The sequence below is a fragment of the Georgenia sp. Z1344 genome (assembly GCF_049856295.1).
Taxonomy (GTDB): Bacteria; Actinomycetota; Actinomycetes; order Actinomycetales; family Actinomycetaceae; genus JB111.
On record NZ_JBNDMZ010000024.1, the window covers coordinates 1 to 12,121 of the forward strand.

A 12,121-nucleotide genomic window follows, 5' to 3' on the forward strand; every position below is an offset into this window, starting at 1 on the left:
GGAGGCTCCGACGGATTGTAAGCATCCGGTTTCAGGTACTATTTCACTCCCCTCCCGGGGTACTTTTCACCTTTCCCTCACGGTACTAGTCCGCTATCGGTCACCAGGTAGTATTTAGGCTTAGCAAGTGGTCTTGCCAGATTCACACCGGATTTCACGGGCCCGGTGCTACTCGGGAACACACCCACACCACACACGCCACGGTACGCCTACAGGGGTCTCACCCTCTACGCCAGGCCTTCCCAGACCTTTCAGCTCCCATAGCACTGCACAGTGCTCCTTCCGGCAGGAAGGAACGGACATGCCCCACAACCCCGCACGCACAACGCCTGCCGGCTATCACGCACGCACGGTTTAGCCTCATCCGCTTTCGCTCGCCACTACTCACGGAATATCTCTTCCTGCGGGTACTGAGATGTTTCACTTCCCCGCGTTCCCTCACACGCCCTATACATTCAGGCGCGCGTGACCACCCATGACGGTGGCCGGGTTCCCCCATTCGGACATCCACGGATCACAGCTCGTTTGCCAGCTCCCCGCGGCTTATCGCAGGCTACAACGTCCTTCATCGGCTCCTGGTGCCAAGGCATCCACCGAATGCTCTTAAAAACTTCCAACCACCACCACACAACCCACATGCGGCAGCTAGTTAAGGAACACAACACTCAACAAAACATACAAAGATGCTCGCGTCCACTGTACAGTTCTCAAACAACCCACCCACACCCACACCCCCACCACCTCAACAGGCAGTGGCTCGGTGAGCAGAGCACCAGAAACAACCAACCCCACAGATCAACCCACCACAAGGGCAGGCGACCCGAATTACGGGGTGAGTGGTCTCAGGACCCAACAGCGCGTGACCATCAAAGATGTTCCACCCATGAGCACCACCCACACCCCCAACAACCGTTGGGCGGACCCGGCCGGCACACTCGGCCAACCAGACAACCCCCAGCGGCAGCTCTCAGGCCACGCACCGGCCCAGGGCCGGACACGAAGCACACGAGCCCCGCGATGCAGGGGTTTGTGGGTGCCAGATGCTCCTTAGAAAGGAGGTGATCCAGCCGCACCTTCCGGTACGGCTACCTTGTTACGACTTCGTCCCAATCGCCAGTCCCACCTTCGACAGCTCCCTCCACAAGGGTTGGGCCACCGGCTTCGGGTGTTACCGACTTTCGTGACGTGACGGGCGGTGTGTACAAGGCCCGGGAACGTATTCACCGCAGCGTTGCTGATCTGCGATTACTAGCGACTCCGACTTCATGGGGTCGAGTTGCAGACCCCAATCCGAACTGAGACCGGCTTTCTGGGATTCGCTCCACCTCGCGGTATCGCAGCCCTTTGTACCGGCCATTGTAGCATGCTTGAAGCCCAAGACATAAGGGGCATGATGATTTGACGTCATCCCCACCTTCCTCCGAGTTGACCCCGGCAGTCTCCCATGAGTCCCCACCACTACGTGCTGGCAACACAGGACAAGGGTTGCGCTCGTTGCGGGACTTAACCCAACATCTCACGACACGAGCTGACGACAACCATGCACCACCTGTATACCAGCCTTACGGGGCACCTATCTCTAGATGTTTCCGGTATATGTCAAGCCTTGGTAAGGTTCTTCGCGTTGCATCGAATTAATCAGCATGCTCCGCCGCTTGTGCGGGCCCCCGTCAATTCCTTTGAGTTTTAGCCTTGCGACCGTACTCCCCAGGCGGGGCACTTAGTGCGTTAGCTACGGCGCGGACCCCGTGGAAACAGGCCCCACACCTAGTGCCCAACGTTTACGGCATGGACTACCAGGGTATCTAATCCTGTTCGCTACCCATGCTTTCGCTCCTCAGCGTCAGTAATGGCCCAGAGACCCGCCTTCGCCACCGGTGTTCCTCCTGATATCTGCGCATTTTACCGCTACACCAGGAATTCCAGTCTCCCCTACCACACTCTAGTCTGCCCGTACCCACTGCAGGCGCGGGGTTGAGCCCCGCGTTTTCACAGCAGACGCGACAAACCGCCTACGAGCTCTTTACGCCCAATAATTCCGGACAACGCTTGCGCCCTACGTATTACCGCGGCTGCTGGCACGTAGTTAGCCGGCGCTTCTTCTGCAGGTACCGTCACTTTCGCTTCTTCCCTGCTGAAAGAGGTTTACAACCCGAAGGCCGTCATCCCTCACGCGGCGTCGCTGCATCAGGCTTTCGCCCATTGTGCAATATTCCCCACTGCTGCCTCCCGTAGGAGTCTGGGCCGTGTCTCAGTCCCAGTGTGGCCGGTCACCCTCTCAGGCCGGCTACCCGTCGACGCCTTGGTAGGCCATTACCCCACCAACAAGCTGATAGGCCGCGAGCCCATCCCTCACCGATAAATCTTTCCACCCCCACCCATGCGAGCAGGAGTCATATCCGGTATTAGCCCCGATTTCCCGAGGTTATCCCGAAGTGAAGGGCAGGTTGCTCACGTGTTACTCACCCGTTCGCCACTGATCCACCCAGCAAGCTGAGCTTCACCGTTCGACTTGCATGTGTTAAGCACGCCGCCAGCGTTCGTCCTGAGCCAGGATCAAACTCTCCGTAAAAGTATCGCACCCACGCCAACCACTAAGGGCCGGACACGGGCGACTATCCATACGAAGACCAACCCAACCCCCACAACGAGAGCCCGGCGATCCCAACCAACCCCACCAACCCCAAGGAAAAGGAGCCAGCAGAGCCAAAAAAACAAACAACAACATGAGAACACCACCCACCCGGCCCACCGATCGGCAGACCAGACACGATGACGCCCCCACATACATGGCATCAAAAACAATCACGCACTGTTGAGTTCTCAAACAACCCACCCACAACACACCAACCCAGAACCTCTAGTTCCAAGCCAGCCACATCAGGGCAACTTGACTATCTTAACCATCTGTTTCTCGGCTGTCAACCTGCTCGTTACGAGCTGGTCTTGGTCGATCTTCAGGATGGCACCGACGCGCACTGACCATTGGCCGGTAGTTGTCGGTGGGCCTTCGGGACCGGCCACCAGCTGGTGTCCGTCTCTCCCGTGCGGGCCTCGTAGAGATTAGGCCGGGCCGATCCCGATGGGCAAGCCGGTGCGCCGTGCGCTCCGTCACAGGGCCGATTTCTCCCGGGGTTGCAACGATTGCTGCCTCGACCTCGGCGCTGACCGGTAGAGATCCTCCCGTCTCGGTCCCGCCCGCAGAGACTCGCCGCGTGGCTGCTCCCCGAGCTACTCCCCGGTGTCGCCATCGATCGCCTCGCGCAGGAGGTCGGCGTGCCCCGCGTGCCGCGCGTACTCCTCGATGAGATGGGTGAGCACCCAGCGGAGAGTCGGCGCCGGTTCGTCTCCGTACACGTTGTGGCGCATCGGTGTCGCCATCGGGTCCGAGCTCTCGGCCGACGTGGGTCCGGCCTCGGAAGCCGGCCCTGTCGTCGACGGTCCGTCCCCCGTCGAGACCTCGTCCCGCGTCGGCACCCGCTCCCCCGCGAGAACGGCATCGACCGACCGGCGGGACCGGTCGACGGCCGCGAGCCACTCGGCCCGCAGGTCGGCACGGGCGCGCCCCTTCGCCGCGTGCCAGTCCCGATCGGGATCGGCGTCCCACTCCTCGTCGGTGGCGGACGTCGGGACGGGCTCTCCCCGCATGCCGTGCGTCAGCCAGAAGTCCTCGACGAAGGCCAGGTGGAGCAGCATCCCGCCGAGCGTCATGGTCGACGGAGCGTGTGTCGCCCCCAGCTGCTCCGGCGACAGCCCCCGGGTCTTCCAGTCGATCGTTCCGCGCAGGTAGTCGAGGAAGCCAAGGAGCGTCCCTGACTCACCGAGCCCGGTCGGCGGCTCGGGTCGCCCGTCCTCGTCGAGCGGCGCGACGTCCGGGTCCACGCCTCCCCAGACCGCGCGGGCACGGGCACCGTTCGTCATGCCCGCACCGTACGCGTGGCCACCAGGACGAAGTGCCTACGGAAAATTGGGACTTACTGCCCAGGACGGACGCTTCCCGGCGGGGAACCATATGCATGTACCCACCCCGCAGCGGTCCACCCGCTGCTCCGAGACAAGGAGCTCGACATGGCCACCACCACCGCCGGCACGCGGACCGCCACCGTCTACCAGGACGACATCATCAAGAGCTCGTCCGCCCGCATCTTCCTCGGGCTGTCCCGCATCGGGATCGGCCTGTACTTCCTCTGGGCATTCCTCGACAAGACGTTCGGCCTGGGGTTCGCCACGCAGTCCGAGAACGCCTGGATCAACGGCGGCACCCCCGCCCAGGGCTACATCAACGGCGTGGCCGTCAACGGCCCCCTCGGCGGCTTCTTCGAGCTGTTCGCCAACCCGTTCGGCGACATCCTGTTCATGGCCGGCCTCCTCGGCCTCGGCGTCGCCCTCGTCAGCGGCGCTGGCCTGAAGATCGCCGCCGTCTCCGGCGCGCTCCTCCTGCTGTTCATGTACCTCGCGCAGCCGCCGTTCGCGGTCGACGCCTCGTCGAACCCCATCCTCGACAGCCACGTCCTCGAGGGCTTCCTCGTGGTCATCCCCGCGCTCACCCTGGCGGGCGACACGATCGGCATCGGCAAGTGGTGGGGCGGCATCGTCGGTAACAGCTGGCTGCGCTGACCGCCTCCCCCGCCGGACCCGCTCCGCACGCACGAAGGGCCCGCCTCCCCCTGGGGAGGCGGGCCCTTCGTCGTCGTCCTTCGGGAGAGGTCACCGCGTCTCGCACGGTGATCTCGTCCGGCGGGCCGGTCCGGCCCGTGAGCCGACCAACCGCTCAGGTCACCTCAGGACGCGAGGCGCCGCTTCGGCGTCGGGCGGGGTCAGATGACCTCGGCCCACGGCTCGCGAGCGCCCTCGGAACCGACCGACGACACCGGCTTCCCGGTGGCGCCCGCCTCGAGCTGCGCCGTCGCGTAGGCCTGCACCTGGCTGGACACGGCCTCGGCCACCCGCGGGTCGAAGACGCCCGGGATGATGAACGACGCGTTGAGCTCCTGAGCCCCCACGACGTCGGCGATCGCCACGGCCGCGACACGCAGCATCTCGCCGTCGATGTGGCTCGCTCCCGCGTCGAGGAGGCCGCGGAACAGGCCCGGGAAGGCCAGCACGTTGTTGATCTGGTTCGGGTAGTCGCTGCGACCGGTCGCGACGACGGCCGCGGTACGGGCGGCCTCCTCCGGGTCCACCTCCGGGTCCGGGTTCGCGAGCGCAAAGACGATCGCGCCGTCGGCCATCGTGGCGATGTCGTCGCCGTCGAGGATCCCCGCCGACGAGACGCCGATGAAGACGTCGGTGCCCGCGAGCCCGTCCTTGAGCGAGCCGTCGAACCCGTCCGGGTTCGTGTTCTCGGCGATCCACTGCCGCTGCGCGCTCGCCTCCTGCTTGCCGGCGTGGAGGGACCCCTCGCGGCCGTAGGCCACGATGTGGCTCGCCCCCTGCGCGGCCAGCAGCTGGATGATCGCGTGGCCCGCGGCGCCGACGCCGGAGATCGCGATCTTCACGTCCTCGAGCTTCTTGTCCACCACGCGCAGCGCGTTGATGAGCGCGGCGAGGACCACGACGGCGGTGCCGTGCTGGTCGTCGTGGAAGACCGGGATGTCGAGCTCGTCGCGCAGGCGGGCCTCGATCTCGAAGCAGCGGGGCGCCGAGATGTCCTCGAGGTTGATGCCGCCGTAGGCCGGTGCGATCGCCTTGACGATCGAGATGATCTCCTCGGTGTCCTTCGTGTCGAGCGCGACGGGCCACGCGTCGACGTTGGCGAACTCCTTGAACAGCGCCGCCTTGCCCTCCATCACGGGCAGCGAGGCCTCGGGGCCGATGTCGCCGAGCCCGAGGACCGCCGTCCCGTCGGTGACGACAGCGACCGTGTTGCGCTTGATCGTCAGGCGGCGCGCGTCCTCCTTGTTGGCGGCGATCGCCTTGCAGACGCGGGCGACGCCCGGGGTGTAGGCGCGCGAGAGGTCACGACGCGTGCGCAGCGGGACCTTCGAGGTCACCTCGATCTTGCCGCCGATGTGCAGCAGGAACGTCGAGTCCGACACCTTGGACACGCTCGCGCCGTCGACGGACTCGATCGCGGCGCGGACCCGCTCGAGGTGCTCGCCGTCGATCGTGTCCGCGGTGATGTCGACCGTGATGCCGTCGGCGCTCGAGTGGACGACGTCGACGCCCATCACGGTGCCCCCCGCCGAGGCCACGGCACTCACGACCTCCGCGGTCGCCTGCGGCGAGGTGCCGACCAGCACTCGCAGGGTCGTGGTGTAGGACGGACTGGGCACTGCCATAGGGACCTCCGTGGTCAGAGAATGCGGGTGCTACGTGGGTCAGTCTGCCGCAGGGACGACAGATCCGGTGTCGATCAGGCCTGGACGCGCTCGAGGACGAGCTCCTTGACCCGCGCGGCGTCCGCCTGGCCGCGGGTGGCCTTCATGACCGCGCCGATGACGGCGCCGATCGGCCCGAGGTTGCCGGAGCGGATCTTCTCGGCGATGTCCGGCTGCGCGGCCAACGTCTCGTCGATGACGGCGAGCAGCGGGCCGTCGTCGGAGACGACCGCGAGACCGCGGGCCTCGACGACCTCGGTCGGCGAGCCCTCTCCGGCCAGCACGCCCTCGAGCGCCTGGCGGGCGAGCTTGTCGTTGACCCGACCGGAGTCGACGAGCCCCTGGAGCTCGGCGACCTGCTCCGGCGTCACGCCCACGGAGTCGAGCTCGACGCCGCGCGAGTTCGCGACGCGGGCGAGCTCGCCCATCCACCACTTGCGGGCGGCCGCGGGCGTGGCGCCGGCGGTGACGGTGGACTCGATGAGGTCGAGCGCGCCGGCGTTGACCGCGTCGCGCATCTCCGGCTCCGAGAAGCCCCACTCCCCGATGAGCCGACGACGACGAACGGCCGGCAGCTCCGGGAGGGCCGCCCGGAGCTCCTCGACCCACTCGCGCGACGGCGCGACGGGCACGAGGTCGGGCTCGGGGAAGTAGCGGTAGTCCTCGGCGTCGGACTTCACGCGGCCCGGCGAGGTGGTGCCGGTGTCCTCGTGCCAGTGCCGCGTCTCCTGGGTGACGGTGCCGCCCGCGGCGAGGACCGCCGCCTGGCGCTGGATCTCGTGGCGCACGGCCCGCTCGATCGACCGGAAGGAGTTGACGTTCTTCGTCTCGGTGCGCGTGCCCAGCGGCGCGTCCGGGGACTCGCGCAGGGAGACGTTGACGTCGGCGCGGACGTTGCCGCGCTCCATCCGCGCCTCGGAGACGCCGAGGGCCCGGAAGATGTCCCGGAGCGACTGGACGTAGGCCCGCGCGACCTCGGGAGCCCGTGCGCCGGTGCCGACGACCGGCCGCGAGACGATCTCGACGAGCGGCACGCCGGCGCGGTTGTAGTCCACGAGCGAGTACTCCGCGCCCTGGATGCGTCCGGTCGACCCTCCGACGTGGGTGTTCTTGCCCGCGTCCTCCTCCATGTGCGCCCGCTCGATGGGGACGACGACCTCGGTGCCGTCCTCGAGCTCGACGGCGAGCTCGCCGTCGTACGCGATCGGCTCGTCCGACTGGGAGGTCTGGAAGTTCTTCGCGAGGTCCGGGTAGAAGTAGTTCTTCCGGGCGAAGCGGCACGACTCCGCGATCTCGCAGCCGAGCGCGAGGCCGATCGTCACGGCGTACCGCACGGCCGTCCCGTTGACCGCCGGCAGTGCACCGGGCAGGCCGAGCGAGACGGGCGTGACGTGCGTGTTGGGCGCGCCGCCGAACTCGTTGAGCGCGCCGTCGAACATCTTGGTCCGGGTGCCCAGCTCGACGTGGACCTCGAGCCCGATGACCGGGTCGAAGCGGCGGATCGCCTCGTCGTAGTCCATGAGGGTGTCGGTCATCGCTGCGCCTCCGTCGGCTCGGTCTCGCCGGTCGTCCCGGTCAGCTCCGGGGCGCGGTCGAGCAGCGACCCGCCCCACCCGCTCGTCAGTGCCCGCTCGAGGGCGCCGCCGGCGCGGTACAGGAGGGCGTCCTGCCGGGCCGGGGCGATGATCTGGAGGCCCACCGGCAGTCCGTCGTCGTCGGACAGTCCCGACGGGAGCGACATCGCGGGCACGCCGGCGAGGTTGGCCGGGATCGTCGCGATGTCGTTGAGATACATCGCCAGGGGGTCGTCGATCTTCTCGCCGATGGGGAAGGCGGTGGTCGGCGCCGTCGGGGAGACGAGGACGTCGACCTGCTCGAACGCGGCCGCGAAGTCGCGCTGGACCACGGTGCGGACCTGCTGCGCGGCCCGGTAGTAGGCGTCGTGGAAGCCTGCGGACAGGGCGTGGGTGCCGAGGATGATCCGGCGCTTGACCTCGTCGCCGAACCCGGCGCCACGGGTCGCCGCCATCACGCGCTCGGCCGTGGCCGGGCCCTCGGCGGGCTCGACGCGCAGGCCGAAGCGCATGCCGTCGAACCGGGCGAGGTTCGAGGACGCCTCCGCGGGCAGGATGAGGTAGTAGGCCGCGAGCGCGTGCTCGAACGACGGCGCCGAGACCTCGTGGATCTCGGCCCCGCCCGCCTCGAGGACCGCGAGCGCCGCGTCGAAGGACGCCTTGACCCCGGACTGGTAGCCCTCGCCGCCGAGCTCACGCACGACGCCGACGCGCAGGCCCTCGAGCTCACCCGTGCGGGCGGCCTCGACGAGACCCGCCACCGGGTCCGTGAGCGAGGTGGCGTCCAGCGGGTCGTGGCCGCCGACGGTCTCGTGCAGGAGCGCGGCGTCGAGAACCGTGCGTGCCACCGGGCCGATCTGGTCGAGCGAGGAGGCCAGCGCGACCGCGCCGTACCGCGAGACGCCGCCGTACGTGGGCTTGACGCCGACGCTGCCGGTCACCGCCGCGGGCTGGCGGATCGAGCCGCCCGTGTCGGAGCCGAGCGCGATCGGCGCCTGGAACGAGGACACCGCCGCGGCCGAACCACCGCCCGAGCCGCCGGGGATGCGGGTGAGGTCCCACGGGTTACGGGTGGGTCCGAACGCCGAGTGCTCGGTGGACGAGCCCATCGCGAACTCGTCGAGGTTCGTCTTGCCGAGGATCGGGAGGCCGGCCGCGCGCAGGCGCGTGACGACGGTGGCGTCGTAGGGCGGGACCCAGCCCTCGAGCATCTTCGAGCCGGCAGTCGTGACCTGGCCGTGGGTGACGATGTTGTCCTTGACCGCGATCGGCACGCCGGTCAGCGGGGCGAGGTCGTCGCCGGCGGCGCGGCGAGCGTCGGCGTCGCGCGCGGAGGCCAGCGCCTTCTCGGCGGAGACGTCGAGGTAGGCGTGGACGGAGGCGTCGACGGCGGCGGTGCGCCCGAGGTGGGCCTCGGTCAGCTCGACGGAGCTCACCTCGCCGGCGGCGAGGGCGGCCGCCTGCTCGGCGGCGGACATGCGGGTCAGGTCGCTCATGCTTCCTCCCCCAGGATCTGCGGCACGAGGAACTGGTCGTCCTCGGAGGCGGGCGCGGCGGCGAGGACCTCGCCGAGGTCGAGACCCTGGGTGGGCTCGTCCTCGCGGAACACGTTGACGAGCGGCAGCGGGTGCGAGGTCGGCGGCACGTCCGGCGTGGCGATCTCGGAGACGCTCTCCACGGCCTGGGTGATGACCTCGAGCTCGCCGGCGAGACGCTCGATCTCGTCCGGGGTCAGCTCGATACGGGCGAGCGCCGCGACGCGCGCGACCTCGGCTGAGTCGAAAGAGGGCATGCCCGGAGTCTAGGTGTTCCGGGAGGGCGGGCGGCCCGGTCGTCCGGGTGGGCGGGCGGCGGCCCGGTGCCCGGGAGGCCCGGTCGTCCGGGCGGTCGGCCCGGTCGTCCGGCGGCCCGCCTACGCTGGCGACCATGCCGCGCACCGCCCTCGCCGCCCTCACCGGGACCGCCGTCCGCATCGCCGCCGCGACCGCCGCCGTCCAGCTGACCGCGGCGGGCGGCATCATGGCCGTCGACCACCTGCGCAAGCTGCGCGAGCCGCTCTCGGGAGAGTTCCCGGCCACCGAGCCCGTCGACCTCGACGTCCACGGCTCGCAGATGAAGGTCTTCACCTACGGCCAGGACCTCTACGACGACATGCTTGCCGAGATCGAGGGCGCCACCGAGTCGATCTTCTTCGAGACGTTCATCTGGAAGCGCGACGATACGGGGAAGCGGTTCAAGGAGGCGCTCGAGGCGGCGGCGCGGCGCGGCGTGGACGTCTACGTCGTCTTCGACTCGTGGGGGAACCTCAACCAGGGCCTGCACTTCTACCGGTTCGCCGACCTCCCCCACCTGCACGTGCGGCGGTTCCCACTCATTCGCCCCGGCCTGCTCATCGGGAACCTCCGCCAGACCGGGCGGGACCACCGCAAGCTCCTCGTCGTCGACGAGTCCACGGGGTACATCGGTGGGTACAACATCGGCGACCTGTACGCGACGACCTGGCGCGACACCCACCTGCGTGTGCGAGGGCCGGCGGTGTGGGAGCTGACCAACGCGTTCGTCGACTTCTGGAACGACCACCGCACGAAGAAGCAGCCCGAGCTCCCCGACCCCGGCGCCCGCGAGTGGCTCGCCCAGATCGAGGGCCGGTCGAACACCCCGCACCGGATGCTGTTCCCCGTGCGCGGCATGTACCTCGACGCGCTCGACCGCGCCGTGGAGTCCGTCGACATCACGATGGCCTACTTCATCCCCGACCGGGAGATCCTGCGGGCGCTGACCGCCGCCGCGCGTCGGGGGGTGCGGGTCCGCGTCATCATCCCGCACCGCACCAACCACGTCCTCGCCGACTGGGTCTCGCGCCCCTACTACGACGACCTCCTCGAGGCCGGGGTCGAGCTGTGGCTGTTCAAGGACGCGATGGTGCACGCGAAGACGATGTCCGTCGACGGCCGGTGGACGACGATCGGGACCGCGAACATCGACCGGATGTCGCTCCAGGGCAACTTCGAGGTCAACCTCGAGATCCACGACGACGGGCTCGCCGAGCACATGGAGCGCGTGTTCGCGACCGACCTGACGAACTCGATGCCGCTCACCCTCGAGGAGTGGCGGGCACGCGACTGGTGGCGTCGCCCGTTGGAGCGCATCGTCCGCCCCCTGGGCCCCCTGCTCTGACCCCTCCTTCGTCGAGATTGATCCTTCTATGTTTCGTCAAGCGGCCATGGTGGGTTCGGGGGTGCTGTTGAGGGTGCGGTAGATGCGGCGGGCGAGGTAGCGCTTGAGGCAGCGGCGGATCTCGGCCTTGGTGCGGTGCTCGCCGGCGCGGCGTTCGACGTAGGCGCGGGTCTCGGGGTCGTGACTCATCCGGGTCACGACCGCGGTATGCAGGACGCGGTTGAGTTGCCGGTCGCCCCCGCGGTTGAGGCGGTGTCGCACGGTGTTGCCCGAGGAGGCCGGGATCGGGCTGACCCCGGCCAGGGCCGCGAACGCGGCCTCGGAACGCAACCGGCCCGGGTGGGAGAACACGGTCAGTGACACGGCCGCGGTGATCGGCCCGACACCATGCATCTCGAGCAGCGGCGCGGCCAGGCTGGACTTGACCAGAACGGTGATGCGCTTCTTGTTCGTGGCGAGCTCGACGTCCAGGGCCAGGATCTGGGCGGCCAGGCGGACGGCCTCGCTGCGGGCGGTCGCGGTGGCGATGTCCTCATCGCGCTCGCGCCACCGGCTGATCATGGCGATCACCTTCTTGCCCGGGGCCCGGCGCGCATCGATACCCAGGTCGCTGACGCGCAGCAGCGCGGTCAGCGCGTTCGTGGCCGCGGTACGTTCGCTGTTCATCTGCTCGCGGGCGGTGAGCAGGACCCGCAGCGCGGCCCGGACCCCACTAGCGGCGCGGAGGTGCCGCAGCCGGCTGACCTGAAGCGGGAGGACGGCGGCCGCGATGCGGTAGGCATCCAGGGCATCGGACTTACCCACGCCCCGGTTCCCGCGCGGGTTCATCCGCGCGGCCTCCACGACCTGATAGCCGGCGTCCTGGACAACGCCGGCCAGGGTCGCGCCGTAGGACGCGGCGCCCTCGATGACCCACAACGCGGCCATATCGGCCCCGGTGCGGCGAGCGGCCCAGGCGATCGCGCGGGCCATGCCCGCAGGCGTGGTCGGGAACTGGGCAGAATCGATCAGCTCGCCGCGGGCGGCCAGCACCGCCAACGAATGGGTCTG

8 protein-coding genes and 2 rRNA genes are annotated in these 12,121 nt (G+C 68.5%); 2 read left to right on the forward strand and 8 right to left on the reverse strand.

All coding sequences use genetic code 11. The annotated features are described in order from the left end of the window. From ACPYO6_RS16655 to ACPYO6_RS16665, 3 genes are all read right to left on the reverse strand, one after another. Positions 1-617: ribosomal RNA gene (locus ACPYO6_RS16655) — 23S ribosomal RNA — on the reverse strand; the annotation flags it as partial. A gap of 434 nt (positions 618-1,051) precedes the next feature. Next, a 16S ribosomal RNA gene (locus tag ACPYO6_RS16660) occupies positions 1,052-2,572 on the reverse strand. Positions 2,573-3,231: 659 nt separating this feature from the next. Beyond that, positions 3,232-3,921 carry a DinB family protein gene (locus tag ACPYO6_RS16665; protein WP_425715917.1) on the reverse strand — a complete coding sequence of 230 codons (690 nt, stop codon included), beginning with the start codon at positions 3,919-3,921 and terminating at the stop codon, positions 3,232-3,234. Between the two features lie 147 nt (positions 3,922-4,068). Between ACPYO6_RS16665 and ACPYO6_RS16670 the strand changes: the two genes are divergently transcribed. Then, positions 4,069-4,617: a DoxX family protein gene (locus ACPYO6_RS16670; protein WP_425715918.1), complete on the forward strand. Its 549-nt coding sequence runs from the start codon at positions 4,069-4,071 to the stop codon at positions 4,615-4,617. A gap of 200 nt (positions 4,618-4,817) precedes the next feature. Here ACPYO6_RS16670 and ACPYO6_RS16675 read toward each other — a convergent pair whose 3' ends face one another. The 4 genes from ACPYO6_RS16675 to gatC form a co-directional block, all read right to left on the reverse strand. Continuing rightward, positions 4,818-6,281 carry an NAD-dependent malic enzyme gene (locus ACPYO6_RS16675; RefSeq protein ID WP_425715919.1) on the reverse strand — a complete coding sequence of 488 codons (1,464 nt, stop codon included), beginning with the start codon at positions 6,279-6,281 and terminating at the stop codon, positions 4,818-4,820. Positions 6,282-6,355: 74 nt separating this feature from the next. After that, entirely contained in the window at positions 6,356-7,855 is a 1,500-nt protein-coding gene (gene gatB / locus ACPYO6_RS16680; protein ID WP_425715920.1) for an Asp-tRNA(Asn)/Glu-tRNA(Gln) amidotransferase subunit GatB, read from the reverse strand. Then, positions 7,852-9,390, reverse strand: coding sequence for an Asp-tRNA(Asn)/Glu-tRNA(Gln) amidotransferase subunit GatA (gene gatA, locus ACPYO6_RS16685; protein WP_425715921.1), 1,539 nt, complete (start codon positions 9,388-9,390; stop codon positions 7,852-7,854). The genes gatB and gatA overlap by 4 nt, the downstream gene beginning before the upstream one ends. Further along, positions 9,387-9,686, reverse strand: coding sequence for an Asp-tRNA(Asn)/Glu-tRNA(Gln) amidotransferase subunit GatC (gene gatC, locus ACPYO6_RS16690; RefSeq protein WP_425715922.1), 300 nt, complete (start codon positions 9,684-9,686; stop codon positions 9,387-9,389). Before gatC ends, gatA begins: the two co-directional genes overlap by 4 nt. A 134-nt stretch (positions 9,687-9,820) precedes the next feature. Here gatC and ACPYO6_RS16695 point away from each other — a divergent pair, with 134 nt between their 5' ends. Next, a complete protein-coding gene (locus ACPYO6_RS16695; protein WP_425715923.1) occupies positions 9,821-11,071 on the forward strand; it encodes a phospholipase D-like domain-containing protein in 1,251 nt (416 codons plus the stop codon). Between the two features lie 36 nt (positions 11,072-11,107). Here ACPYO6_RS16695 and ACPYO6_RS16700 read toward each other — a convergent pair. Beyond that, the coding region (locus ACPYO6_RS16700) for an IS110 family transposase (RefSeq protein ID WP_425715846.1) at positions 11,108-12,121 on the reverse strand (1,014 nt) is incomplete at its 5' end.